A 26,246-nucleotide genomic window follows, 5' to 3' on the forward strand; every position below is an offset into this window, starting at 1 on the left:
ATCCGCACAGTGGAGGTTGTTATTTTTTGTCTCACTCACTCGATTGATTCCAGGCGCAGCGCATCTCCCAGCAATCCCAGCGCGGCCGCCAGATTGTGATCGCCACCGAAGGTATGGCTCAGGCGCAGATGCTGTCCGTGCAGACCGTGGAGGCTGAACAACTCCCCTGGCGCGATGACCACCTGATGCGCCAGCAGGCGCTGGAACACACGACGGACATTGACCCGACGCAACGAGCGCATCCAGATCGTTGCACCACCGTGCGGCTCGACGAAATGCAAGGAATCACCCAATCGCTCCTGCAACAACAGGGTCATTTGATTCTTGCGGTCATTGAGCAGCCGCCGCAGCACCAGCAGGTGTTGATCAATGCGACCGCTGCTATACAAACGGGCAATGGCTTTCTGGCGTATCGGCGAGAGTCGGAAGGACCGCAGCAGAAAGTGCCGTTGCAACTCGGCGCTCAAATGCCTTGAAAGCAAAAAACCGTAGGGCGCTTCAGGTCCGATGACTTTCTCGAACGTGGAAAACACTATCAGCCGCTCAGGGTCCAGCAAGTCTCGAAAGCGCAGGGTGCCCAGGTCGAATCCGAGTTCGCCATAACAGTCGTTTTCCAGCACCCAACTGTCATGGGCGGCCAACAGCCGGGCAATGGCCTGTCTGTTGTGGTCAGGCGCCAGGCTGCCACGGGGCATGTTCAGGGCCGATGACAGCATCACCAGCCTTACCGGTTCGGTATCGAGCAGCATTTCAAGACGTTCCGGATCCAGACAGGCATCGGCTTGCACGGGCAACTCGATCACCCGCACGCAGGCGGCTTGAAACAAACGCAGGATCGTCCAGTCGCACGGCGATTCGACCACCACCGTAGCGTCTTTCAATCCCAGCACGGCGATCAGGATTTCCAGTACACCGCGCAGGTCGGCGCCGATGTAGACATCATCGGCGTGCCAGTAACGCATGGGAGACGTGGTGTAGCGTGCTGCCAGGGCGGCACGCAGTTCGAGTTCGCCGCAGGGTTGCGAAGGCGACTGCGGCTGGCGGGGATACTGGCGCAGCAACTCCCGCTCCAGCAGCAACAACGGGCTGTCCAGTGGCTGCAATAACGCCGGTTCATCGGCGCTCAGGACCAACATCCCCGGGCGCCTGGCATTGACGTAGACCGCTTCCAGCAGGTCGCTGCCGCTGTCCTGCAGGTTGATTGCGGACACTGGCAATGCGTAGTAACCGGACTTGGCCACCGAATAGACCCGCCCTTCTTTCTCCAGCAGCGAATAGGCGTACTGAATGGTCGAGATCGACACATTCAGACGCTCAGCCAGGTGCCGCAGCGACGGCAGGCGGATGCGCGAATCCCCTTCAGACTCGTTGATCAGGCTGACCAGGTATCGATAAACCGCTTGATAGGCGAAATCCGTTTCTCGTGGACCTTTCATCGGCGAAGGCCATTTGCATTGACTGAAAATCCGCCCACGTTCAGTGACCCGCTGACCATTCATCCACCAACGTGCTGTCAGCATCAGGATCGTCCAGCGCATTTTGCGACACGGCCCTTGGGATGATTGCTTCAGCCGCCCCGCCAGCGTCTGCGGGCGCCCGCTCCATGCGGTAAAGCCGGCCAATCAGGCTGACGGGCAATCCGCTGACATCAATCATCCATTGCATGATCTGTTCGGCGACCGGATGCCCCTGCATCGCCTTATGCAACTCGGGCATGGCCACCAGCATGCCCGGATGGCACTGACGCAGAAAACGCTCGAGCCCCGCACCTTTTTCGGTAAAGGGCGCAAACAGCAGGCACACCAGTTGTGCTTCGCTCAGGCCCAGGTTCTTTTGTGCCTCGGCCGCCGCTCGGGCGCGCAGTTCGACCAGTGTCGCCGGATTGCCGAAGACCTCGATGGCCTGCTCGCACAATCGCTCGGGCAAGTGCTTGCGGCGCATCATCACCAAGGCACGTTGCAGGTATTGCGCAACACCGGATTCGTAATTGCGATTCTGTACGAAGCACGCATGCAACCCTCGGACGTGCGCCGTGATCGACGGGCTGACGAATTCGTTGTCGCTGATCTGCGCGGACAGTTCGTCAGGCTGGAAGCCGAGAAACTCCGTCAACAATGGCCAACGCTCTTCCAGGTTGCTGACCAGCAGGTCGTGAATGTCGATGCAGGCCGTACGACGGCAGGTTTCGAAGCGCTCTTGCGGACGCCACCGGGCCTGGCCGTAATCGGCGTAGAACCCGTGATAACAGTCGCTGCCCAGTTCATCGAGCAATGCAAACAACCCAGCATAACCCGGCTCGCCCGCAGGCGAAGGCTCGAGCCCTGCCTTGGTGGCGGCGCGCCTCAAGCCGTCGATGAACTGCTTTTGCTGACGCGGCGTGTCACTGATGAGCAGGGCGTCGACACCGCCGTCCCAGCGAGCGATTTGTCCGTAGAACTCTCCCGTGGCCAGATAACCGTCATCCCAAAGGTCGAACCCGCCGCGCCACTCCCGGCGATGGCCGATCAGCAGCAGGTTCAGGCGGCTGGACTCGCGGCCGGCGTCGGAGATCGGCGCCAGGTGGTTGAACGGCAAGACTTCCCGATCATCGACCATCAGTACCTCGACCCGGGGATCGTCATAGACAAACAATGCGCTGTTGGTCCGGTGCATGTTTTCCACGGCCGCGCCGCTTGTGCCGTTCAACCGTAACGAGGCGATGCGCAACTGGAATGTCGCCGGTGTCCGCGTGGCGATGGTCAACTGTGCAGCACGCAACAAAGCCAGGGTGTAGCAGTTGTCACGAGCCCCGGACTGGATCGCCAACACCTTGTAATCGCCAATGTGCTCCATGCCCCCGGCCGCTACTGCCAGGCGCTGAATCAACAATTGCAATGCAGTGCGTTCGGCACGGGAAAAAAAACCCAGCAATCGCTGCAGCACTTGTTGATAGACATAGTTCATCGCTTGGTCATGGATGCTGGTCATCTTTATTTACCTGATACTCGTAAGTTCAATATCGTACAGACAGCAAATCCCGTTGGACTGTCGGCGCGAATGGAGTCATGGACTTTATTGCCAAATGCTAACACTTGAATTTTCTTGAAATCATTTGAAACGATCGCAGCACCCCCTCGACTTAACGACAGAGGTGAGGCTGGAGCGCCCTGCTGGCAAGGGTTTGCTGATTTGAAACCGTAGTCCTAGGAAATATCCGACAAAGTCCCACAGACACTTAATACAAGAAACAAGGAAGGAAGTTGCAGCTGTCTTTTTGGCAACTAGCCAACGGCCAACTAATTTGGAGATTTGCACCGATGGCGCACATTGAAAAGTTTCAGCCTGACACCCGGCCATGACTCATTCCTTGAGATGAAAGTAATCATTCAATTATCAGGGCTTAGTGGCTGATTAGAAGCTACAGATTACGGGCAAAAACCAGTTCAGTTGCTGGACCGGCCTGCGGATCGACGGCTTTCGGGGGGGCTCAAACGAAAGAGTCCGTGTGGGCACGGACTCTTGGGAGGACTGTAAGTGCTACGCCGGCTCGACCTGCAGCGCGACCCGTTCGCGACACGGGCATTCGTCCATGTAGCGGTGTGCTTCGACAAACTCGGCAAACGGGAAGACCCGAGTCTTGAGCGGCAGCAGAACGCGGTCGGCGGTCAGCTGATTGATGTCGCGCAAGGCACGTTGCAGTGCGGCCTGGTCCTGGGTGATGCCCAGTTCCGGCTTGCCCGTGAAGTTGCCGATGCAGTGCACGAAGAACTGAATGTTCTTCTGGAACGCTGCGCAGGCCGGGAAAGGTGTCTGGTTGCCACCTTGCAGGCCGTACAGCACCAGGCTGCCGCGAGGCGCCAGCACATCGCCCAGCAACGACATCTGCGGACCGCCCAAACCATCGAACACCACATCTACGCCACGGTTATCGGTGATTTTGTTGATCCGCATCAGCAGATCTTCTTCCTCGGTGACGATCACTTTCTCGGCGCCCAGCGACAGCAGGTATTCACGTTCCTCCTCGGTCTTGGTCGCGGCGATCACTCGAACACCCAAGGCCTTGCCCAGTTGTACGAACGAAGGTCCGGCGCAATGACTCGCGTCAGTCACCAGAACAAATTGCCCGGGCTTGACCCGTGCCAGATCGGCATAAGCGAAATAGGCGATCAACAACGGCGTGTAGTGCACGCTCGCTTCAATCGGGCTAAGCACATCCGGATAACGGGTGACTGCCGAGCGCGGCAGAACGATCTGCTCGCCGTAGACCGGGTAGTCGTTCGGGCTTTGGGCCGGAAAGCTGGCGACCTTGTCACCGACCTCCAGGTCATCGACGCCATCACCGACAGCGGTGACGATACCGGCCATCTCCTGGCCAAGGCCTGAAGGCAGTCGTGCATGGGACGGGGCCAGGTTCTGACGCCAGAGAGTGTCATACCAACTGATGCCGATCGCCTCGACGCGCACCTGCACTTCGCCCGGTGCAGGCAGAGCCGTCGCATGCTCTTCGCATTTGAGCACCTCGGCTGGACCAAACTTGTGAAAACGTATCGTGCGGGACATCGCAAACCTCGCCAAATAAACCTCTAATGCCATGAACTCTAGCCGGGCTTTCAACCCAACACTATCTGTGGCTATTAATAGTCGACATGCCTGTCATTGATTCCGCAGCGGCGGCAACATCGTCAAATGTCGTAAGAAACCGAAGCAGCCTATGTAGGAAAAACTGAATTACCCGGTGCAGAGTACCAGTCTTTCCCCGTAATATTCCTGCTGGCCATTGTTCTCATATGGCCGCCCACGTCAAGCTTGCTGACTCTGCCAGGACTCCAGATGAATCGTAATGACCTGCGTCGTGTCGACCTGAACCTGTTGATCGTTTTCGAAACATTGATGCACGAACGCAGCGTGACCCGTGCTGCGGAAAAACTGTTCCTCGGCCAGCCAGCCATCAGTGCGGCGCTCTCGCGCCTGCGCGGCCTGTTCGATGATCCCTTGTTTGTGCGTACCGGCCGCAGCATGGAGCCGTCCGCCAGGGCGGTCGAGATCTTCGCCCTGCTCTCGCCGGCACTGGATTCGATTTCCACCGCCGTCAGCCGTGCGGCCGAGTTCGATCCTGCCACAAGTACCGCCGTGTTCCGCATCGGCCTTTCGGACGACGTCGAGTTCGCCTTGCTGCCGATGCTGCTCAAGCGCCTGCGTGCCGAATCGCCGGGGATTGTGCTGGTGGTACGTCGGGTCAACTACATCCTGATGCCGGGGTTGCTGGCATCCGGTGAGATATCCATCGGTGTCAGTTACACCACCGACCTGCCGGCCAACGCCAAACGCAAGGTACTGCGCCGCAGCCAACCGAAGCTGTTGCGCGCCGACACCGTGCCGGGGCCGTTGAGTCTGGATGATTACTGCGCTCGCCCCCATGCACTGGTGTCGTTCGCTGGCGACCTCAGCGGCTTCATCGATGAAGAGCTGGAAAAGCTCGGGCGCAAACGGCATGTGGTGCTCGCCGTTCCGCAGTTCAACGGGTTGAGTACCCTGCTCGCCGGAACCGACATCGTGGCGACGGTGCCGGACTACACAGCCGATGCACTGACTGCCGCTGGCGGAGTGCGGGCCGAAGATCCGCCGTTGCCGGTGCGCAGTTTCGAGTTGCACATGGCGTGGCGCGGATCCCAGGATAATGATCCGGGGGAGCGTTGGTTGCGGTCGCGGATTCAGATGTTTTTTGGGGATCCGGACAGTCTGGCCTGATCCTGATTTTGCAGGGCTTCTGGCCCTATCGCGAGCAGGCTCGCTCCCACAGGGATTTGGGAACAGCGAAGATCCAATGTGGGAGCGAGCTTGCTCGCGATGGCCGCAACACGGTTCCAAATCTGACCATTGCATCCAATGCAACACACAATTGTCATCAATCCAGTTGATGACGACCGAACACAAGGTGCAGGCTAGAGGGCTGGCTTGGGTCTTATATCATTCCGGATGATAGTTACCTTCGCCCCATTCGATTCGTGAGATACAAACCCGCCGCGCATCATTCGCCAATCTCAACACATTGGCGGATGCATCCATGGAACAGTCACTCAAACATTTGCGCTTCCCGTTGGCTTTGTTGGCCGTAGTGGTGATCAGCGCTTGCGGCAAGGCCCCGGAAACCGCCGCCAGCATGCCAGCGGCCAAGGTCAGCGTGGCCAAGGTGCTGGAACAGCCGGTCAACGAATGGGACGAATTCACCGGCCGTCTCGAAGCGCCGGAAACCGTCGAGATTCGTCCACGGGTCTCCGGCCAGATCGATGAAGTGGCGTTCACGGAAGGCGCCCTGGTCAAGAAAGGCGACCTGCTGTTCCAGATCGACCCGCGTCCGTTCCAGGCTGAGGTCCGCCGCCTCGAAGCACTGGTTGCACAATCGCGCGCCAATGCCACCCGCAGCGAAAACGAAGCCCAGCGTGGTGAGCGTCTGCGCACCAGCAACGCGATTTCCGCCGAACTGGCCGACTCGCGGACCAGCGCCGCCCAGGAAGCCCGCGCCGCGGTCGGCGCCTTGCAAGCGCAGCTGGATCTGGCCAGGCTGAACCTGAGCTTTACTCGTGTGACTGCTCCAATCAGCGGCCGCGTCAGCCGTGCGGAAATCACCGCCGGCAACCTGGTGACTGCCGACACCACCCCGCTGACCAGCGTGGTCTCCACTGACAAGGTGTACGCCTACTTCGACGCGGACGAGCGTGTGTTCCTCAAGTACACCGAGCTCGCTCGCCAGGGCAAGCGCGGCGCCACCACCCCGGTCTACATGGGCCTGTCCAACGAGGACGGCAACCCGCACCAGGGCGTGATGAACTTCGTCGACAACCAGGTCAACCCGAAGACCGGCACCATTCGTGGGCGCGCCGTGTTCGACAACAGCGATGGCAGCTACACCCCGGGCCTGTATGCACGCCTGAAACTGGTGGGCAGCGGCACTTACAGCGCCATGCTGATCAATGACGAAGCGGTCGGCACCGACCTGGGCAAGAAGTTCGTGCTGGTGATGGATGCCGATAACAAGACCGCCTACCGCGCGGTGGAGCTGGGTCCGAAGATCGAAGGTCTGCGCATTGTGCGCAATGGCCTGAACAAGGACGACACCATCATCGTCAAGGGCCTGCAACGGGTGCGCCCTGGCTCACCGGTCACCCCTGAAGTGATTCCGATGGCCAGCGAACAAACCCTCGCGGCACTCGCACAACAACGCCAAGCGCTGGAAGCCAGCAACCTGCCCCAAGTCGCGCCTGCCAGGGTTGCGCCGGGCACGGCTGTGAAACTGGCTGCCACGACCCCACGCGGTTAAGGGATTTTTACGATGAATTTTTCCCAATTCTTCATTTCACGGCCGATCTTTGCAGCGGTGCTTTCGCTGCTGATCCTGATCGCCGGCGCCATCTCGCTGTTCCAGCTGCCGATCAGCGAATACCCGGAAGTGGTACCGCCGACCGTTGTGGTTCGTGCCAACTTCCCGGGTGCCAACCCAAAAGTCATCGGTGAAACCGTGGCCGCTCCACTGGAGCAAGCCATCACCGGTGTCGAGAACATGCTGTACATGTCCTCGCAGTCCACCGCTGACGGCAAGATCACCCTGACCATCACCTTTGCGCTGGGCACTGACCTGGACAACGCACAGGTGCAGGTGCAGAACCGTGTGACGCGGACCGAGCCAAAACTTCCCGAGGAAGTGACGCGCATCGGTATCACCGTGGACAAGGCTTCGCCCGACCTGACCATGGTTGTGCACTTGACCTCGCCGGACAAACGCTACGACATGCTCTACCTGTCCAACTACGCCTTGCTCAACATCAAGGATGAGCTGGCGCGTCTGGGTGGTGTCGGTGATGTGCAGTTGTTTGGCATGGGCGATTACTCCCTGCGTGTCTGGCTCGACCCGAACAAGACCGCTTCGCGCAACCTGACCGCCACCGATGTGGTCACGGCGATTCGTGAGCAGAACCGTCAAGTGGCGGCTGGTGCCTTGGGTGCGCCTCCTGCACCGAATGCCACGGCCTTCCAGTTGTCGGTCAACACCCAGGGCCGACTGGTTTCCGAGGAAGAGTTCGAGAACATCATCATTCGCTCTGGCGACAACGGTGAAATCACTCGCCTCAAAGACATCGCTCGCGTCGAACTGGGCTCCAGCCAGTACGCCCTGCGTTCGTTGTTGAACAACCAGCCGGCGGTGGCGATCCCGATCTTCCAGCGTCCGGGTTCCAACGCCATCGAAATCTCCAACGAAGTGCGGTCGAAAATGGCCGAACTGAAGAAGAGCTTCCCCGAAGGCATGGACTTCAGCATCGTCTATGACCCGACGATCTTCGTGCGCGGCTCCATCGAGGCGGTGGTTCACACCCTCTTCGAAGCACTGATCCTCGTGGTACTCGTGGTGATCCTGTTCCTGCAAACCTGGCGCGCCTCGATCATTCCGCTGGTCGCTGTGCCGGTATCGCTGATCGGTACCTTTGCCGTGATGCATCTGTTTGGCTTCTCGCTCAACGCCTTGTCGCTGTTCGGCCTGGTATTGGCGATCGGTATCGTGGTGGACGACGCCATCGTGGTGGTGGAGAACGTCGAGCGGAACATCGAACTCGGATTGACCCCGGTTGAAGCGACCAAAAAAGCCATGGGCGAGGTAACCGGCCCGATCATCGCCACGGCGCTGGTGCTGTGTGCGGTATTCGTTCCGGCGGCGTTCATTTCCGGCCTGACCGGCCAGTTCTACAAACAGTTCGCCCTGACCATCGCGATTTCCACGGTGATCTCGGCCTTCAACTCCCTGACCCTGTCGCCGGCGCTCGCCGCGGTGTTGCTCAAGGGCCATGACGCGCCGAAGGACCGTTTCTCCAAGGTGCTGGACAAGATTTTCGGTGGCTGGTTGTTCCGTCCGTTCAACCGCTTCTTTGAAAAGGCCAGCCATGGTTATGTCGGCACCGTTGCCCGCGTGATCCGCTCAAGCGGTATCGCCCTGCTGCTGTACGCCGGCCTGATGGTCCTGACCTTCTTCGGTTTCTCCAGCACCCCGACCGGTTTCGTCCCCGGCCAGGACAAGCAATACCTGGTGGCCTTCGCGCAACTGCCGGATGCCTCGAGCCTGGACCGTACCGAAGACGTGATCAAGCGCATGTCCGAGCTGGCGCTGAAACAGCCCGGCGTGGAAAGCGCCGTGGCCTTCCCGGGCCTGTCGATCAACGGTTTCACCAACAGTCCGAACGCCGGCATCGTGTTCGTGACCCTCAAACCGTTCGACGAACGTAAAGACCCGAGCATGTCCGCCGGTGCGATTGCCGGTGCCTTGAACGGCCAGTACGCGAATATCCAGGAAGCCTACATGGCGATCTTCCCGCCGCCGCCGGTACAAGGCCTGGGCACCATCGGTGGTTTCCGCCTGCAGATCGAAGACCGGGGCAACCTGGGCTACGAAGAGCTGTACAAGGAAACCATGAACATCATCAACAAGAGCCACAACGTGCCGGAACTGGCCGGCCTGTTCACCAGCTACACGGTGAACGTGCCCCAGGTCGATGCCGCCATCGACCGGGAAAAAGCCAAGACCCACGGCGTGGCCGTCAGCGACATCTTCGACACCCTGCAGATCTATCTGGGTTCGCTGTATGCCAACGACTTCAACCGCTTTGGTCGCACCTATCAGGTCAACGTTCAGGCCGAACAACAGTTCCGCCTCGAATCCGACCAGATCGGCCAGTTGAAAGTGCGTAACAACAAGGGCGAGATGATCCCGCTGGCGACCTTCATCAAGGTCAGCGATACCTCGGGCCCGGACCGCGTGATGCACTACAACGGCTTCATCACCGCTGAAATCAACGGTGCGGCAGCTCCCGGCTACAGCTCCGGCCAGGCCGAAAAAGCCATCGAGAAACTGCTCAAGGAAGAACTGCCCAACGGCATGACCTACGAATGGACCGACCTGACCTACCAGCAGATCCTGTCCGGTAACACCGCACTGTTCGTGTTCCCGCTCTGTGTGCTGCTGGCATTCCTGGTACTGGCGGCTCAATACGAAAGCTGGAGCCTGCCACTGGCGGTGATCCTGATCGTACCGATGACCCTGCTGTCGGCCATCACCGGTGTGATCGCCTCCGGCGGTGACAACAACATCTTTACCCAGATCGGTTTGATCGTATTGGTGGGGCTTGCCTGCAAGAACGCGATCCTGATCGTCGAGTTCGCCAAGGATAAACAGGAGGAAGGCTTGAGCCCGCTGGCTGCGGTCCTGGAAGCGTGCCGTCTGCGTCTGCGGCCGATCCTGATGACCTCCTTCGCGTTCATCATGGGTGTGGTGCCCCTGGTGTTCTCCAGCGGCGCCGGTGCCGAAATGCGCCACGCCATGGGTGTCGCGGTGTTCTCCGGGATGCTTGGGGTGACCTTCTTCGGTCTGTTGCTGACGCCGGTGTTCTACGTACTGATCCGTAACTTTGTCGAGCGCGGCCAGGCACGCAAAGCTGCCAAGGCCACCCTGAAGCTGGAGTCGCACTGATGAGTTTGAAAGCCTTCCTGCCGAGCCTGCTGGTACTGGCCCTGAGTGCCTGTGCCGTGGGCCCGGACTACAAGACGCCAACCACCGAGGCGGCCAACATCACGGCCGCCACCGATGGCGCCGCCGGCCAGAAGAACTTTGACCGTTCGCGTTTCGAAGGCATCTGGTGGCAGCAGTTCGAAGACCCGACCCTCAACCAGCTGGTGACGCAATCCCTGCAAGGCAACCGTGATCTGCGCGTCGCCTTCGCCCGCTGGAAAGCGACGCGGGCGATCCGCGATGACGTCAGCAACGACGCCATGCCGACCATCACCAGCCGCGTCAGCAGTGACCTGGGCAAAGGCCAGATTCCGGGCCAGACCACCGACCGGGTCAACAGCGAACGCTATGACCTGGGCCTGGACATGGCCTGGGAGATTGACTTGTTCGGTCGCATCCAGCGCAACCTGGAGTCGGCCAACGCCGAGCAACAGGCATTCGAGGCCGATCTGTACCAACTGCAAGTCACCATGATTGCCGAACTGGTGGACTCCTACGGGCAACTGCGCGGTGCGCAGTTGCGGGAGAAAATCGCCCTGGCCAACCTGGAGAACCAGCAGGAGTCGCGCAAGATCACCATCAGCCTGCGTGATGCCGGCGTCGGCGACCAGCTCGATGTGGAGCGCGCCGATGCGCGACTGGCGTCGGTTGAGGCCAGCGTGCCGCAGCTGCAGGCCGAACAGGTTCGGCAGAAAAACCGCATCGCCACCCTGCTGGGTGAACGTCCGGACAAGCTGACCGTGGACCTGAGCCCGAAAGACTTGCCGGCGATTGCCAAGGCCCTGCCGATCGGCGATCCGGGTGAACTGCTGCAACGCCGTCCGGACATCCTCAGTGCCGAACGCCAACTGGCCTCGGCCACCGCGCGTATCGGCGTGGCCAAGGCGGATCTGTTCCCTCGGGTCAGCCTCAGCGGCTTCCTCGGCTGGACTGCCGGACGTGGTTCGCAGATCGGTTCTTCGGCGGCCAACGCCTGGGCGCTGGGCCCGAGCATCACCTGGGCCGCGTTTGATCTGGGTAGCGTAAAAGCCCGCATACGTGGCGCCGACGCCGATGCCGAAGGCGCCCTGGCGACTTACGAGCAGCAAGTGTTGCTGGCCCTGGAAGAATCGGAAAACGCTTTCAGCGACTACGGCAAACGCCAACAGCGCCTGATCTCGCTGATTCGCCAGAGCGAGTCCAGCCGCTCGGCTGCCGACCTGGCGCAAATCCGCTACCGCGAAGGTACGTCCGATTTCCTCGTACTGCTTGACGCCCAGCGTGAACGCCTGGCGGCCGAAGACACCCAGGCCCAGGCCGAGGTTGACCTGTATCGCGGCATCGTCGCGATCTACAAGGCCCTCGGTGGTGGCTGGCAGCCGGAGACGGTCGCGAGCAAGTAATACGGTTTTTAAAGCGCTCCTTTGCTTGGCCGCAACCAACCAATTTCCTTGCCCTGCGTCTCATTCGGTCGCGGGGCTTTTTTTGCCCTGAAAAAGGCAGTACACCCCCCTGTGGGAGCGAGCTTGCTCGCGATGACGCAAGCACCTTCACCAATGATGTTGACTGATCCACCGCTATCGCGAGCAAGCTCGCTCCCACAGGGGGGGTTAGTGCTGGTCTTTGGATTTGCGGGTTTCCTGGACGGTCACGGTAGCCGTGGTCCCCGCCCGCAATTTGTCTTTACCGGCATAGTCGGCATCGATCTCGATCCGCACCGGCACCCGTTGCGCCAGTTTGATCCAGGTGTAGCTGGGGTTGATGCTGGCCAGCAGACGGCCGCCCGGCAGGTTTTCCCGGTCGGCAATGGCGAAGGCAATACTCTGCACTTTGCCGCCGAACGTTTCGCCACTCATCAACTCGATCCTGACCCGGTCGCCCTCGCCGATCCGCGGCAACTTGGTTTCTTCGAAGTAACCGCTGACATAGAACGACTCGCTGTCCACCAGCGCCAACAATGGGCCACCAGCCGAGGCGTAATCACCCTCCCGGGTCAGCAGATTGGTGACATAACCGGTCACCGGGGAGACGACATGGGTACGCTGCAAGTCGAGCTCGGACTGGGTCAATGCCGCGATGGCCAGTTGCACGTTGGCCTGGGCCAACACCAGACTGGCCTGATTACGCATCAAGTCGGCCTGGGCCACCGACACGTCGGTGCTGGCTTTCTCCCACTCTTCACCGGAAATCGCTGAACGATCCTTGAGCGTGCGCCGGCGCTGCTCCTCGCTCTGACGTTGTTTGAGCAATGCTTCGCTGGAGATAATCGCCGCCTGGGCCTGCCCGAGCGAGGCTTTCGCCACCTCCACCGCGCGTCTGGCATGCTCCACCGCCAGGGTGTAGCGCGCCGGATCGATCTCCAGCAGCGCCTGGCCCTTGCTCACATGTTGGTTGTCCTGCACGGCCAGGCTGACGATTCGCCCCGAAACGTCGGCGGACAAGGTCACCACATCGGCACGCACCCGGGCATCCCGGGTCCAGGGTGCGCGGGTGTAATGCTCCCAGGCGAACCAGCCCAGAATGAGGGCCAGCAATACCACCGCCACCGTCGTGAGTCGGGAAAGGATGTTCTTCAAGGCTTCAGGCTCCCATGACCAGAATCAACGTGGCGCAGACGCAGGCGTACAACGCGCCTTCGAACAACGCCTCGTGCCAGACAAACTGCAGCACGCCAAGGCGCCGCAATGTCCAGTCCAGCAACAGGAAAATCGGCAAGCCCAGCAGCAGCGCCTGGGCAATCGGGGGCAGATAGGCACCACCCACTTCCAGATCAATGGGCAAGGACAGGGTCTCCTTCAAGGCCTGAGGGTTGAAAGTGGCCGCGATAGCGTTCCACGAACGACACCACGATCAGCAGCGCCACACGCATGCGGAACACCGACCACAGGTGCTCGTGAACATCGGTGTGCAGGGCATCCAGGTCGTCGCCCAAGGTGTGGAGGCTATCAAGCACCTGCACCCCTTCGACCCCGGGCCGACCGGCAACCAGCCTGCCCGTTTCCCGGACTGTCGAAAACAGGCGACGTTGCAGATCCGGACTCAGCAGTGCGTTGTTCTGCCCTTGCTGCCGCAGCTGATTCAAGGCGATACCCAATGCCATGCAGGCCAGGCTGACTTGAAACAGCTCGCGCGATTGTGGCTCCCGGGTCGCCGGCAGTAGCCCCAACATCATGGTCAGGCGGTCAACCATACGGCTCTCGAACGCAAACTGCTGTTCATCGCTCGCCGACGTTTTCAGCAAGGCGTACACCTGCTCGCAGTTCTCTTTGTAGAGCCGGCGCATGCGAAAATCCGGCCTGAACGGAAAGATCAGCGCATAGACACTCAAAGCCAGCACGGTCGCACAGGTATAGGCTCCGGCAAACTCGAACCACTGGCTGGCAGTGTTTTGACCAATCCCCACGTTCAACGGGCCAAGCAACAAAAACGTCGTGAGCCCCAGGCCAATCCCGGTACCTGTAGTGGGTGGACTGGCCAGCCCCACCGCTACGGCGTAGAGCAAGGGCGCCAGCAGCAAGGCAAGCATCTCGAAATTGCTGATCATCGGCACAAACATGAACTGAAGGAGCGCCGAGACCACCAGTGCCAGCCCGAACCCCCTGGCATAGCTTTGAACAGCCAGTAGCGGTCGGGGAAACGTCGACATCAGCGAGCAAAGGATGCCCACCAGCACCATCCCGGCTCGCGCACCGTCCCAGCCGGTTTCGATCCAGATCAGGCCGGCGATCAACAGCGCGCAAAAGGCCCGGACGGCATTCATCGTCGCCAGGGTGAAGTCCAGATGCAGCGGATTTTCCCGCCCGCGAAACACGCTGCTGGCGGGTCGCCCGCTCTGGATGGCATCGCTCAGCTCCAGAATCTGCTCAAGCTGCTGCAACAGGCGCGCCTGCTCCCAGCGCAGCGACCAGGCCAGCGAACGCAAGGTGGCCGGCAGCGGCTCGGTCAATTGTTCGGCCCTGTAGGCCAGCTCATCAAAGCGTTGTTGCAGCGATGTGAAATGATGGCGCTTTTCACTGGACAGCGAACGCCCCTCCCGCGCCAATTCATCGAGAAAGGCCAGCTCTTCGGCACGCAGCCGTTGAATCTCTTCAGGCAACTCGCCCTCCCAGCGCTCGGTCAACAACAGCCGCTGGTGGCGCAGGGCGGTCAGCCGCGCGGTCAACAACACCAATTGGTTGCCCAGCAGTTGCACCAGGCCGTTGGCGCTGCGTAACCGGGGCGCATCGTAGTACATGTGCCTGCGCACACCCTCCAGGCCACTGATCTGGCCCAGCAGCTGCATTTGCCGCTGCTGGAATTCGGCTTCGCTCTCTTCGGTGCGGATGACGGCGCTGGCATGGGTGGCCAGCAACCGGGTGATCTGATCGATTTTGGCGAAGTAATCACGGGCCACGGCTTCCGGCCTGGCGGTGAGCAGGCTGACCACGCACACGCAGGCAACCGCCAGCAAGGTTTCGGTGAGGCGGGTCACTGCCAGCAAAAAGGTGCCGTCCTGATCGGGAATCGCCAGCAACGCGATGACCACGGCGGTGTAGCCACTGAGCACGAATGCCCCGGAACTGGTGTAGCGCAACAGCGTGCCACCGGCGGTGCACAGCGCCAGCCACAACGCCAGGGTGGTGATGAACGGCAGCGGTGCCTGGGGAAAGATCGCCATGATCAACACCGCCACGGCCGCCCCCAGCGTGGTGCCGATCACCTGGCCAAAACTGCGGGCCAGCACCATGCCAGCCAGTGGCTGGCTGATGATGACCACGGCCATGATCGACCACTTGGGCTGGTCCAGATCGAACAAAAACGCCAGGTACAGGGTCAACAACCCGGCCGCGATGGTTCGCAAGGCAAACAGCAACACCCCGGGGCCGGGGTTGAAAATCGCCTTGAAGTATTGCAACAACGCTTGCATGGGAACACTCGTCGAGACACCTCCAGCAAGCGTAGTCACTGCTGCGGTGCCTCGAGAGGTTTTGCCATCGACGCAGCTTGCCGGCCCGTGGATTGTCGGCTGAAGGGCTGTTCAACGGTTTGAATCGAGCGAGAACGGCGTCAAGGTTTGACTCAAAGCCTGGCCTGACCGAAGCTTGCGCCTTTGCAAAAGCTTGCCAGCTTCCGGATTCCTGCATGCCCAAGTACCGCCGCCTTCTGTTTATCAGCCTCTTCGCCCTGCTCGTCATCGGCGGTGTCTGGTTTTCCCTGCGCGATACCACCCCGGTGGTTCCCGAAGCCATCCTGCACGGCTACAGCGAAGCGCTGGCGGCTGCCCGGGCCGGCCAACCGGGTGCGGCGCGGGTGCTCTATCAGCAATTGGCCCGTCCGGACCTGTCCCCCAAACGTCGTATCGGGTTGCATGCCGAGCTGCCCAACTATCCAAGCTCGGTGGCCCTGAAGCTGGCGGATGCCGACCTGCAGAACGAGTCGCCCGAGGTACGTATCGCGGCGATCAGAAGCATCAGCGGCCTGGTACCGAACGGCCAGCGCAGTCTGCTGCTGGGGCCATTGCTCGATGACAGCGAACAAAGCGTGCGGCTGGCGGCGATCAACGCGCTGCTGGGATTGTCCCCGGATGAACTGGGTTTGTATTTCGGGCCGCTGGAGCAAGCCATCGATGCCTGGGAGCAAGTGCTCAAGAGCGCGCCGCAAAGCGCCGAAAACCAATACCAACTGGCCCGACTGCACTTGCACAACGCAGAGCTCAAGCAAGCGCAACAGGCGCTGGACAACACCCTGCGCCTGGCGCCGGACAACCTGCCGGCGCTGGTACTGCAAATCGAAGTGCTGGATAAACAGGGCCAGAACGACGCTGCCCGGCAACTGTTGGCCAGGCAACTGCAGGCACAACCCAACTCGGCCTACCTGCAACACGCGTTGGGGCTCTGGCTGCTGCATCACGAGCAAAGCGAATTCGCCCTGCTCGGCCTGTCCAAGGCCGTTGAACTTGAGCCCAATAACCGGGACTACCGCTACGACCTGGCCACCACGTTGCACGGTGAGCAGGAGCTCGAAGCGGCGCAGAAACAGTTGCAGGAAATCGTTCAACGCCACCCGAACGATCGCAAGGCCCGGGTGCTGCTGATCAACTACTGGAAGGAAAGCGGACAGCTGCAAAATGTGCAGATCCTGTTGGCCCAACTCGAACAGATGAACCCCGATGATCCGGCGTTGCAACAAGGGCTTTGACCCCGACTGAAATTTCGTTGAACCGTCGTCCTGGCCAGGGGTCAAGTGAACAGGCAGCCCGTTATGGCGCTTCGCAGCGGCTGCCTCGTTGACCCTGGCCATATGAGGACGCTTGTTTGTCTCTATCCAACGATTTGAACCGAGACAAGGCCGCCACCGGTATCGAAGGTCTGGACGATATCCTCGATGGCGGACTGTCCCGCGGACATGTGTTTTTGCTCGAAGGCGAGCCGGGCACCGGCAAGACCACCGTGGCGCTGCACTTCCTGTTGGCAGGCGCGCAAGCCGGCGAACGCTCCTTGTACATCACCCTCTCTGAAACCGAACGCGAGCTGCGCCAGGGCGCCTTGTCCCATGGCTGGGAGATGGACGAAAACGTCCATATCTTCGAACTGACGCCCCCGGAAAGCCTGCTCAATGTCGAACAGCAGCAGACACTGCTCTATTCCTCCGACCTGGAACTGGGCGAAGCCACCCGCCAGATCTTCGAGGTGGTCGAGCGGGTCAAGCCGACCCGCGTTGTCCTGGACAGCCTTTCCGAGATTCGCCTGCTGGCGCAAAGCTCGCTGCGCTACCGTCGGCAGATTCTGGCCATCAAGCATTATTTCGTGCGTTACGACGCCACGGTGTTGCTGCTCGATGACCTGACCGCCGAGTCCCTGGACAAAACCGTGCACAGCGTGGCCCACGGCGTGATTCGCCTGGAAGAATTGACCCCGAACTACGGCGCCGAGCGACGTCGCATCCGCGTGGTCAAGTACCGCGGCCAGAAGTACCGCGGCGGCTTCCATGACTTCACCATCACGGGCGATGGCGTGCGTGTATTCCCGCGCCTGGTGGCCGCCGAACATCGCGGTCAATACCTGCGTCAGCAATTGACCAGCGGCATCCGGGAAATGGATGCGCTGCTGGGCGGCGGTATCGAGACGGGTTCCAGCACCTTGATTCTCGGCCCGGCGGGGACCGGCAAATCGCTGATCGCCATGGTGTTCGCCGCCGCGGCCGTGGCCCGGGGCGAAAAAGCCGCGTTATTCATTTTCGATGAAGAGTTGGGGTTGTTGTTCGAGCGCATGAAGAACATCGGCATCGATTTGCAGGCAATGCAAGACAGCGGCAATTTGCTGGTCGAACAAGTGGACGCGGCCGAGCTGTCCCCCGGCGAGTTCTCCCACCGGGTCCGGCGCTGCGTGGACGAAGGCAATATAAAGACCGTGGTGATCGACAGCATCAACGGCTATCAGGCGGCGATGCCGGAAGAAAACGCCTTGGTGCTGCACATGCACGAGCTACTGCTGTACCTCAATCGCCAAGGCGCCGCGACCTTCATGACGGTCGCTCAGCACGGCCTGGTCGGCGACATGCAGGCGCCGGTCGACATCACCTACCTGGCCGACACAGTCATTCTGCTGCGTTACTTCGAAGCCCTGGGCAAGGTGCGCCGGGCCATTTCGATCATCAAGAAACGTACCGGCAGCCATGAGTCGACCATCCGTGAATACCGCATCAGCGCCCAGGGCATGACCATCGGTGAGCCCCTGGAAGCCTTTCAGGGCGTATTGCGCGGCGTACCCACGTATCTCGGCGCCAGCAATCCATTGCTCGCGGACGAAATCCCGTGACGGACATGCAAGCGACGTCCGAGCGCGCAATCATCCTTGCGCCGCGAGGGCGCGACGGCCAGATAGCCTTGATGATGCTCAACGAGGCCGGGTTTCACGGGGTGATCAGCCCCGACCTGCCCGAATTGTGTGCCGAACTTGAACAGGGTGCCGGCCTGCTGCTGATCTCTTGCGAGGCGCTGTTGGGCGCTGATCTGGAACCGCTGATCCGCCTGATCGAACAGCAGCCCGCGTGGTCGGATCTGCCGATCGTGTTGATGACACACCATGGCGGCCCGCAACAGAACCCGGCATCGCGCTTCGGCCCGCAATTGGGCAACGTGACCTTCCTCGAACGGCCATTTCACCCGGTCACACTGATCAGCCTGGTCACCACGGCCCTGCGCGGACGGCGACGACAGTACGAAGCCAGGGATCGGTTGATCGACCTGAGCCAGAGTGAGTTGCGCCTTCAGAACACCCTCGAAACCCTTGAACAGCAGGTGCAAGAGCGCACCGCGCAACTGCGTCACAACGAGGAAGCGTTGCGCCAGTCGCAGAAAATGGAAGCCGTCGGCCAACTCACCGGCGGCATCGCCCATGATTTCAACAACATGCTGACCGGTATCATCGGCAGCCTGGAGTTGTTGCGTCGACGCCTGGCCCGGGGGCGAACCGAAGACCTGGACAGCCTGATCGATCTGGGGGTGACTTCGGCCAACCGCGCAGCGGGCCTGACCCACCGCCTGCTGGCGTTTTCCCGGCGCCAGTCGCTGGATTCGAAACCCGTGGAGATGAACACCCTGGTGATCTCCATGGATGAACTGCTGCAACGCAGCATCAACGAAACCATTCGTCTGGACATGCAACTGGACGAGCACCTGTGGGTGGCGGAAGCCGACCCCAATCAACTGGAAAGCGCCCTGCTCAACCTGGTGATCAATGCCCGCGATGCCATGCCCAATGGCGGCAGTCTGGTGGTCTCGACTTCGAACCAGCACTTTGACGAGGATTTCACCCAAGGCCAGAGCAATCTCGATGCGGGTGACTATGTGGTGCTCAGCGTGACGGACACCGGCTGTGGCATGCCGCAAAGCACCATCAACCGCGCCTTCGACCCCTTCTTCACCACCAAGCCTATCGGCCAGGGCACCGGGCTGGGGTTATCAATGATCTATGGTTTCAGCAAACAATCGGGAGGTCACGTCGCCATCCAAAGCGTCGTGGGCGAGGGCACCACGGTGAGCCTGTTCCTGCCACGCTTCGGTGGAGACCTGCCTCGGGACCATCCATCGGACGTCGAACATTCACCTTTGGCCAGGAGTGGCGAGACGGTGTTGATTGTCGAGGACGATCCGGCGGTGCGGGTGCTGGTCAGCACGGTGTTGAGCGACCTGGGTTATGCCTACGTCGAGGCTTGTGATGGCGATAGCGCGGTGCCGATACTCGATTCGGCCCAGCGCATCGACCTGCTGATCAGCGATGTCGGCTTGCCCGGTATGAATGGCCGGCAACTGGCGGAAATCGGCCGGCAGTTGCGTCCCGAGCTGAGGGTGCTGTTCATCACCGGCTACGCCGAGCACGCCGCGGTGCGTGGCGGGTTCCTCGATCCGGGCATGCAGATGATCACCAAGCCGTTTACCTTCGACCTGTTGACGGCGAAGGTCAGGGAGATGATCAGGGCCTGAAGGCTTACGAAAGCATGTCCTGCATCAATTCCTGCAATTTATCCAGATCGAAAGGTTTTTCCAGGATCGGTGCCTTGTGCGTAATCGGGCTGTCGGTCTCGCGGATTTCCTGGGCATAGCCGCTGATGAAGATCACCTTGAGTTCCGGTCGCAGTTTCACGGCGGGCTCGGCGATCTGCACGCCGGAGATTCCTCCGGGCAGGCGGAAGTCGGTGATCATCATGTCCAGGTGCGGTTTGCTCGCCAGGATTTCGAAAGCCTGCTCGCCGTTTTCGGCCTGCAATACGCGGTAACCCTCGCCCGACAGATAAGCGGACAGCACCATCAGAATCGAGGGATCGTCCTCGACGACGAGTACTACATCTTGTGCATCTTCGCTCATGGGAAGCCTTTGCTCGGTCAATTGCTGCTGATAGACCGTGGGGTCGACCAGAGGTTGCGTTTATCCGGTTGTTTTCCTACAGCGGCAGACAAACGCGAAACAAGGCGCCTTCGCCGATCCTGCTCTGGACGGTAATAGTACCGCCATGGGCGGCCACAATCTGCTCTGAAATAAACAATCCCAGGCCCAGCCCGGCGACGGCGTGCCTGGCCGATACCCGCTCGAACTGCTGGAAGATCCGCTTCTGGTTTTCCTCGCTGATGCCAATCCCTCGATCCTGCACGTCCACCAGCGCCTGGCCACCTTCACAGTAGACCTTCACCGAGATCGGGCTCTTGGCCCCGTAGCGCAAGGCGTTGGTCAGCAGGTTGGAAATGACCTGTTCAATTCGAAACTCGTCCCAGTTTCCGATCACCGGTTGCGTGGCATCGAGCGAGACCGACGCTTCGGCGGCGTCGATCTGCTGGGAAAAGTTGTGCAACAGCTCGCCAACCAGCGTTGAAAGGTCAAAGCGCTTGGGCCGGATCGACAACTTTCCGGTGCGAATGCGCGAGACATCGAGCATGTCTTCAATCAATCGAATCAGACTTTTGATCTGCCGCTCGTCGCGGTCGACCATCGCGTGCATCTTGTCCAGGGTGAAGGCGGCGGAGTTGTCCCGGGCCAGGTGCATCTTGCGCAACTGGGTTTCAAGGATCAGGCCGTTGAGCGGCGTGCGCACTTCGTGGGCGACGATGGACATGAAGTCATCGCGCATGCGTACCGCCTGCTCCAGTTCCAGTTGAGTGCTTTGCAATCGCTTGAGCAGGGTCTCCTGTTCGCGGCGACTTTGCTCAAGGGCCAGCACTTGTTCCTTCATCGCCTTGCTCTGGCGATAGAGGTCGACGAACACATTGACCTTGCTCTTGACCGCCTGGAGGTCCAGCGGTTTGTACAGGAAGTCCACGGCACCGCTTTCATAGCCCTTGAAGGCGTAATTGAGTTCACGCCCGGCGGCGCTGACGAAAACAATCGGGATGTTCCTGGTTTTTTCCGTGCCGCGCATCAACTCGGCCAGCTCGAAGCCATTCATGCCGGGCATCTGCACATCGAGGATGGCCAAGGCGAATTCGTGTTGCAACAGCAGGGACAAGGCCTCGTCGGCGGACAGCGCCTTGTACACAATGCGGTCCTCACGCTTGATCAGCGCTTCGAGCGCCAGCAGATTCTCCGGCAGATCGTCCACGATCAGCAGTTTGGCCTGGATATTACTCAGCATGCGATTCGTTCCAGCTCGACAAGCAGACGGCCGATGCCGCGTACAGGAATGATCGGAAGTGCATAGCCTTCGCGCAGCGGGCCGGGGATGTTCAACAGCGCCTCGACGCCACCGGCGCAGGCACCGATCACGATCGCTTCGATAGCCGGCATTTTCGTTGCACTTTTCATGATTTTCGATAGATCCGTTCTTGTTTGACCAGCGGCTCGAACTGATCGCCGAAGGCTGAGAAATCCGGGGTTTCCTTACTGCCCAGCACCAGGAAACCGCGATGGCAGAGGGACTCATGAAACAGCCCGAACGCTCGACCCTGAAGACTTTTATTAAAATAAATCAGTACGTTACGGCATGAAATTAATTGAGTTTCGGAGAATACGCTGTCCGTCGCCAGGCTGTGATCGGCGAAGGTCACGTTCTCGCGCAGGGTCTTGTCGAAAATCGCGTACCCATAGGCCGCCGTATAGTAGTCGGCAAACGAACTCTGGCCACCGGCCTGCTGGTAATTAGCAGTGTAGGCGCGGACGTTCTCCATCGAGAAAATCCCTTGCCTGGCCTTTTCCAGCGAGCGCGGATTGATGTCGGTGGCGTAGATGATGGTACGGTCCAGCAGGCCTTCTTCGCGCAGCACAATGGCCATCGAATACACCTCTTCACCGGTGCTGCATCCGGCGATCCAGATCTTGATCGAAGGGTAGGTTCGCAGCAGCGGCACCACTTCCTTGCGGATGGCCAGGAAGTGCGAGGGATCGCGAAACATTTCGCTGACCGGAATGGTCAGCAACTGCAGCAGTTGCATGAACGCGGCGGGATCGTGCAGGACCTTTTCCTGCAACGCCGAGATGGTGTTGCACTCGAACTGACTCAACGCATGGTCGACCCGGCGTTTGATCGAAGCGCCGGAGTAATCGCGAAAATCGTAGCTGTACTTGAGATAGATCGCCTCGATCAACAACCTCAGTTCGATTTCGCTGTTTCGATCCACTGAAAAATTGCGCTCCACTAGATACGTTCCATCTTCGGTAACCACACACGAATCAGCGAAAACAGGCGATCGAGATCGATGGGCTTGGCCAGGTAATCGTTGGCGCCGGCCTGCAGGCAGCGCTCCTGATCGTCCTTCATGGCCTTGGCCGTCACGGCGATGATCGGCAGCTTGCGCCAGCGCAGATTCTTGCGGATTTCAACGGTGGCTTCATAACCATCCATTTGCGGCATCATCACGTCCATCAACACCAGATCGATGTCTTGCACCTCATTCAATCGTTCAATCGCTTCGCGGCCGTTGCGGCCAATGACCACGACTGCGCCCTTTTGCTCCAGCGCGCTGGTGAGGGCGAAAATGTTGCGCACATCGTCATCCACCAGCAGCACCTTGCGGCCTTCGAAGACCTTGTCGCGACTGCGGGCGACCTTGAGCATCTTCTGCCGTTCATGGGACAACCGTGATTCGACTTTGTGCAGAAAAAGCGTCACCTCATCCAGCAACCGCTCCGGCGAGCGCGCGCCCTTGATGATGATCGAACGCGAATACTTGCGCAGTTCGGCCTCTTCATCCCGGGTCAGGTTGCGCCCGGTATAGACGATGACGGGCGGAAAGGAACAGATGTCTTCGGTGGACATGCGCTTGAGCAGGTCATTGCCGAGCATGTCGGGCAGCTTGAGGTCGATGATCATGCAATCGAAGACGGATGAGCGCAGCAGGTCCAGCGCCTCCTGCGCCAGGCCAACGGCGGTGATCTCGATGTCATCGTCGCCGATCAGGCGGGCAATGCTGTCGCGCTGCACGTCGTCGTCCTCGACCAGCAGCACGCGCTTGACCTTCTGGGTCAACTTGGCCTCAAGGCGTGCAAACACGTCCTTGAGTTCCTCGCGGGTGGTCGGTTTGACCACGTAGCCGATGGCGCCCATGTGCATCGCCGCCTCGACCCGGTCTTCGACCGAAATCACATGCACCGGGATGTGCCGGGTTTCGGCGTGTTCCTTCAAACGTTGCAGCACACTCAGGCCGGAATGATCCGGCAGGCGCATGTCCAGCAGGATCGCATCGGGGATGAACGCCTTGGCCAGGTCGTAGCCTTCGTCGGCGCCGTGAGCCACCAGGCATTGATAACCCAGTTCATGGGCCAGGTCGTAGAGGATGTGCGCAAAGTTCGGCTCATCCTCCACCACCAGAATGCAGCGTTTGGTGAACGGCCCTTTGTTGCGGTCGTCGTCGAAGCGCGGAATGTCGACTTCGGCCACCAATGGCGACAACGTGGGCGGCAATACACTCGACACAGCCGCCACAGGAGCCGCTCGCATCGGTTCGACAGGCACTTCGCCCGGTTCCACGTACTGCTGTGGCAAGACCAGGGTAAACACACTGCCCTGCCCCGACGTGCTGGTCACGCTGATGGAGCCGCCGAGCAAGGCCGCCAGGTCACGGGAGATCGACAACCCCAGCCCGGTGCCGCCGTAACGCCGATTGGTGGTGCCGTCGGCCTGACGGAACGCTTCGAAGATGCTTTCGTGCTGATCCACCTCGATGCCGATCCCGGAATCGCGGATGCTGAACGCGATGCCGTCATTCGGCGCCGTGGCGACGGACAGGCTGACGCTGCCGCTTTGCGTGAATTTCACCGCGTTGGACAGCAGGTTCTTGAGCACTTGCTCCAGACGCTGGCGGTCGGTGAACAGCATCAACGGCGCACCGTCCTGCATATCCACCCGGAAATCCAGTTGCTTGTCCGTGGCCAATGGCTGGAACAGGCCGTGCAGGCCATCCACCAGTCGCGCCAAGCTGGTGTTCTCCGGACGGATTTCCAGCTTGCCGGCCTCGACTTTGGAAATATCCAGAATGTCGTTGATCAGGTTGAGCAAGTCGTTGCCGGCGGAGTAGATCGACTCGGCGAATTGGACTTGCTCGGCAGTGAGGTTCTCTTCCGGGTTTTCCGCCAGCAGCTTGGCCAGGATCAACGAGCTGTTCAGCGGCGTGCGCAGTTCATGGGACATGTTGGCGAGGAATTCGGACTTGTACTTGCTCGAGCGCTGCAATTCTACCGCGCGTTCTTCGAGCTGGATCTGGGCCTGATTGAGTTCGGTATTCTTCAGGTCCATGGCGTCGCGCTGCTCGGCCAGTACTTCTGCCTGCTCGGCGAGTTGTTCGTTGGTCTGCTCCAGCTCCACCTGCTGGGTTTCCAGGTGCGCCTGGGACTCCTTGAGAATCCGCGACTGCTCTTCGAGCTCTTCGTTGGCGGTCTTGAGTTCTTCCTGCTGAACCTGCAGTTCTTCGTTGAGTTGCTGGGTTTCGGCCAACACCTCCTGCAAACGCTGGCGATAACGTGCCGCCTCGATCGAGGTGCCGATGTTGCCGGCAATCAGCTCAAGCAATTCAACGTCACGGTCGGTCAGTGGACGCAGAAAGCCCAACTCGATCACGCCATTGACCCGCTCGTCGTCGCTGGTTGGCACCACCAGCACACTGCACGGCAAACCGTCACCGAGGCCGGAGCTGACCTTGAAGTAATCTCCCGGCACCTCGTCCAGGCGAATCAGCCGTGCCTGTTGCGCCACCTGGCCGACAATGCCTTCTTCGCTGTAGATCTGCTGTTCACGCCCTTCCTGTTCACGGGAAAAACCATAAGTGGCGATGCGCTTGAGGCCACCATGGTCTTCGCGCACATAAATAGCCGCCACGGCGGTGCCCAGGTACTGCGCGCAGAATTGCAGGATATTGCGACCCAGCATGCTCAGGCTCAATTGTCCCAGCACCTGCTCGGCCAGCTCGGTCTGGCCGTTGCGCAGCCAGGCCTGTTGCTCCAGACGATGGGCGCTGGCCTGTTGGGCGGCGAGGTTGACGCTGTAGTTCTGCGACAGGGTCAACAAGTCGCGGCGCCCGACGTACGCCAGCAACCCACTGACCCCGGCTATGAACAACAGGTAGAGGCTGATGCTCATGATGGTGGTGCCGCGCACTTCGTCATTGCGCGATGCGCGCAACTGTTGCTCGGTGTCGATCACTGCCTCGAACTGCTTGCGAATTTCATCGGTCAGGCGTTTACCGCGTCCGGCCTTGACGATGGCGCGATAATCACCGCTGCTGCGCTGCAAATCGATCATCGATTGCGCGTAGTTGGTCCACTCCAGCTGCAAGGCTCGCAACCGTAGCAAGCGATCAGTCTGCACCGGGTTGTCGGCGGTTAGTTCAAGCAAGGTGTCGAGCGCTACGGCGATGCGCGGCTTGGCGGTTTCGTAGGGATCGAGGAAATGCTCGTCGCCACTGAGCAGGAAACCGCGCATCCCGGTTTCCAGATCCACGGTCAGCTTGACCGCTTCATTGGCGTTATTGATCACCCGGTCGGTGTGCTCAACCCACTGGATGGTCGACAGTAAATAGCTGATCAGCGACACGAAAAACACAGCGCTGATAAGACCCAGACCCAACGGCAGGCTGATGTTACGGCTCAGGAGTTTACGAAATCGTTGCTCATCAACCGAGGACGCTGAGGTCATGGGGCAGGCCTTGTCGAACTGTCAGAATGCAAGGAGTTTGCCCCAAAACTGGCAAATTGATCCAATTATCTGACATGTTTGCGCGCAAGGTCCTACATTGCGCTGCTCCCGCGTTATCCTTGCCTGGCCTGTACCGCCAATCCTT

Annotated in this window: 17 protein-coding genes and 1 pseudogene; 7 read left to right on the plus strand and 11 right to left on the minus strand. The window is 60.2% G+C overall.

Going from position 1 to position 26,246, the window contains the following annotated elements; translation table 11 throughout:
- Positions 1–35: 35 nt before the first annotated feature.
- The 3 genes from ABIE16_RS09830 to ABIE16_RS09840 form a co-directional block, all read right to left on the minus strand.
- Positions 36–1,436 (minus strand): PLP-dependent aminotransferase family protein, encoded by a 1,401-nt coding sequence (locus ABIE16_RS09830; RefSeq protein WP_429521164.1) that lies wholly within the window; start codon positions 1,434–1,436, stop codon positions 36–38.
- Positions 1,437–1,476: 40 nt separating this feature from the next.
- The gene (locus tag ABIE16_RS09835; RefSeq protein WP_429520996.1) at positions 1,477–2,967 is read right to left on the minus strand and encodes a hypothetical protein; all 1,491 of its coding nucleotides are present in this window, start codon (positions 2,965–2,967) and stop codon (positions 1,477–1,479) included.
- A gap of 549 nt (positions 2,968–3,516) precedes the next feature.
- A complete protein-coding gene (locus ABIE16_RS09840; RefSeq protein WP_218495755.1) occupies positions 3,517–4,539 on the minus strand; it encodes a zinc-dependent alcohol dehydrogenase family protein in 1,023 nt (340 codons plus the stop codon).
- Positions 4,540–4,809: 270 nt separating this feature from the next.
- Here ABIE16_RS09840 and ABIE16_RS09845 point away from each other — a divergent pair, with 270 nt between their 5' ends.
- The 4 genes from ABIE16_RS09845 (at position 4,810) to ABIE16_RS09860 (ending at position 11,910) form a co-directional block, all read left to right on the plus strand.
- On the plus strand, positions 4,810–5,727 hold the full coding sequence (locus tag ABIE16_RS09845) for a LysR family transcriptional regulator (RefSeq protein ID WP_090455287.1): 918 nt from the start codon (positions 4,810–4,812) through the stop codon (positions 5,725–5,727).
- Between the two features lie 316 nt (positions 5,728–6,043).
- The gene (gene mexE, locus ABIE16_RS09850) at positions 6,044–7,297 is read left to right on the plus strand and encodes a multidrug efflux RND transporter periplasmic adaptor subunit MexE (protein ID WP_057714781.1); all 1,254 of its coding nucleotides are present in this window, start codon (positions 6,044–6,046) and stop codon (positions 7,295–7,297) included.
- A gap of 12 nt (positions 7,298–7,309) precedes the next feature.
- Positions 7,310–10,489 carry an efflux RND transporter permease subunit gene (locus ABIE16_RS09855; RefSeq protein WP_150812992.1) on the plus strand — a complete coding sequence of 1,060 codons (3,180 nt, stop codon included), beginning with the start codon at positions 7,310–7,312 and terminating at the stop codon, positions 10,487–10,489.
- Positions 10,489–11,910 carry an efflux transporter outer membrane subunit gene (locus ABIE16_RS09860; RefSeq protein WP_429520997.1) on the plus strand — a complete coding sequence of 474 codons (1,422 nt, stop codon included), beginning with the start codon at positions 10,489–10,491 and terminating at the stop codon, positions 11,908–11,910. Before ABIE16_RS09855 ends, ABIE16_RS09860 begins: the two co-directional genes overlap by 1 nt.
- Before the next feature lie 207 nt (positions 11,911–12,117).
- Here ABIE16_RS09860 and ABIE16_RS09865 read toward each other — a convergent pair whose 3' ends face one another.
- The 3 genes from ABIE16_RS09865 to ABIE16_RS09875 are packed head-to-tail and all read right to left on the minus strand — an operon-like array spanning position 12,118 to position 15,413.
- Complete coding sequence (locus ABIE16_RS09865; RefSeq protein ID WP_429520998.1) at positions 12,118–13,083, minus strand: HlyD family secretion protein; 966 nt, start codon at positions 13,081–13,083, stop codon at positions 12,118–12,120.
- Between the two features lie 4 nt (positions 13,084–13,087).
- Positions 13,088–13,288 carry a DUF1656 domain-containing protein gene (locus tag ABIE16_RS09870; RefSeq protein ID WP_032829912.1) on the minus strand — a complete coding sequence of 67 codons (201 nt, stop codon included), beginning with the start codon at positions 13,286–13,288 and terminating at the stop codon, positions 13,088–13,090.
- Positions 13,278–15,413, minus strand: a complete 2,136-nt coding sequence (locus ABIE16_RS09875) for an FUSC family protein (protein ID WP_429520999.1) — start codon at positions 15,411–15,413, stop codon at positions 13,278–13,280. Before ABIE16_RS09875 ends, ABIE16_RS09870 begins: the two co-directional genes overlap by 11 nt.
- Before the next feature lie 215 nt (positions 15,414–15,628).
- Between ABIE16_RS09875 and ABIE16_RS09880 the strand changes: the two genes are divergently transcribed.
- The 3 genes from ABIE16_RS09880 (at position 15,629) to ABIE16_RS09890 (ending at position 19,970) form a co-directional block, all read left to right on the plus strand.
- Positions 15,629–16,684: a tetratricopeptide repeat protein gene (locus ABIE16_RS09880; RefSeq protein ID WP_429521000.1), complete on the plus strand. Its 1,056-nt coding sequence runs from the start codon at positions 15,629–15,631 to the stop codon at positions 16,682–16,684.
- 116 nt (positions 16,685–16,800) lie between these two features.
- Positions 16,801–18,303 (plus strand): ATPase domain-containing protein, encoded by a 1,503-nt coding sequence (locus ABIE16_RS09885; RefSeq protein WP_218495747.1) that lies wholly within the window; start codon positions 16,801–16,803, stop codon positions 18,301–18,303.
- On the plus strand, positions 18,300–19,970 hold the full coding sequence (locus ABIE16_RS09890; protein WP_218495745.1) for a response regulator: 1,671 nt from the start codon (positions 18,300–18,302) through the stop codon (positions 19,968–19,970). The genes ABIE16_RS09885 and ABIE16_RS09890 overlap by 4 nt, the downstream gene beginning before the upstream one ends.
- Positions 19,971–19,974: 4 nt before the next feature.
- On the opposite strand, the gene ABIE16_RS09895 is transcribed toward ABIE16_RS09890, so the two are convergent.
- From ABIE16_RS09895 to ABIE16_RS09915, 5 genes and pseudogenes are all read right to left on the minus strand, one after another.
- Positions 19,975–20,352 carry a response regulator gene (locus tag ABIE16_RS09895; protein ID WP_057714773.1) on the minus strand — a complete coding sequence of 126 codons (378 nt, stop codon included), beginning with the start codon at positions 20,350–20,352 and terminating at the stop codon, positions 19,975–19,977.
- Positions 20,353–20,428: 76 nt separating this feature from the next.
- Positions 20,429–21,610 carry a hybrid sensor histidine kinase/response regulator gene (locus ABIE16_RS09900; RefSeq protein WP_090455300.1) on the minus strand — a complete coding sequence of 394 codons (1,182 nt, stop codon included), beginning with the start codon at positions 21,608–21,610 and terminating at the stop codon, positions 20,429–20,431.
- A gap of 41 nt (positions 21,611–21,651) precedes the next feature.
- Positions 21,652–21,780 (minus strand): annotated as a pseudogene (locus ABIE16_RS09905) (chemotaxis protein CheB); the annotation flags it as partial.
- Positions 21,777–22,610: a CheR family methyltransferase gene (locus ABIE16_RS09910; protein ID WP_057714771.1), complete on the minus strand. Its 834-nt coding sequence runs from the start codon at positions 22,608–22,610 to the stop codon at positions 21,777–21,779. The pseudogene ABIE16_RS09905 and the gene ABIE16_RS09910, both read right to left, overlap by 4 nt.
- Positions 22,610–26,101 carry a response regulator gene (locus ABIE16_RS09915; RefSeq protein ID WP_429521001.1) on the minus strand — a complete coding sequence of 1,164 codons (3,492 nt, stop codon included), beginning with the start codon at positions 26,099–26,101 and terminating at the stop codon, positions 22,610–22,612. The genes ABIE16_RS09910 and ABIE16_RS09915 overlap by 1 nt, the downstream gene beginning before the upstream one ends.
- Positions 26,102–26,246 lie beyond the last annotated feature (145 nt).

The sequence above is a fragment of the Pseudomonas sp. 2725 genome (assembly GCF_050434585.1).
Taxonomy (GTDB): Bacteria; Pseudomonadota; Gammaproteobacteria; order Pseudomonadales; family Pseudomonadaceae; genus Aquipseudomonas; species Aquipseudomonas jessenii.

Bases quoted from the DNA above. Each gene is read 5' to 3' on its own strand.
- ABIE16_RS09840 (WP_218495755.1), bottom strand. From the start codon at position 4,539: ATGTCCCGCACGATACGTTTTCACAAGTTTGGTCCAGCCGAGGTGCTC.
- ABIE16_RS09880 (WP_429521000.1), top strand. From the start codon at position 15,629: ATGCCCAAGTACCGCCGCCTTCTGTTTATCAGCCTCTTCGCCCTGCTC.
- ABIE16_RS09900 (WP_090455300.1), bottom strand. From the start codon at position 21,610: ATGCTGAGTAATATCCAGGCCAAACTGCTGATCGTGGACGATCTGCCG.
- ABIE16_RS09915 (WP_429521001.1), bottom strand. From the start codon at position 26,101: ATGACCTCAGCGTCCTCGGTTGATGAGCAACGATTTCGTAAACTCCTG.
- ABIE16_RS09875 (WP_429520999.1), bottom strand. From the start codon at position 15,413: ATGCAAGCGTTGTTGCAATACTTCAAGGCGATTTTCAACCCCGGCCCC.
- ABIE16_RS09860 (WP_429520997.1), top strand. From the start codon at position 10,489: ATGAGTTTGAAAGCCTTCCTGCCGAGCCTGCTGGTACTGGCCCTGAGT.
- ABIE16_RS09845 (WP_090455287.1), top strand. From the start codon at position 4,810: ATGAATCGTAATGACCTGCGTCGTGTCGACCTGAACCTGTTGATCGTT.
- ABIE16_RS09830 (WP_429521164.1), bottom strand. From the start codon at position 1,436: ATGAAAGGTCCACGAGAAACGGATTTCGCCTATCAAGCGGTTTATCGA.
- ABIE16_RS09855 (WP_150812992.1), top strand. From the start codon at position 7,310: ATGAATTTTTCCCAATTCTTCATTTCACGGCCGATCTTTGCAGCGGTG.
- mexE (WP_057714781.1), top strand. From the start codon at position 6,044: ATGGAACAGTCACTCAAACATTTGCGCTTCCCGTTGGCTTTGTTGGCC.
- ABIE16_RS09835 (WP_429520996.1), bottom strand. From the start codon at position 2,967: ATGACCAGCATCCATGACCAAGCGATGAACTATGTCTATCAACAAGTG.
- ABIE16_RS09895 (WP_057714773.1), bottom strand. From the start codon at position 20,352: ATGAGCGAAGATGCACAAGATGTAGTACTCGTCGTCGAGGACGATCCC.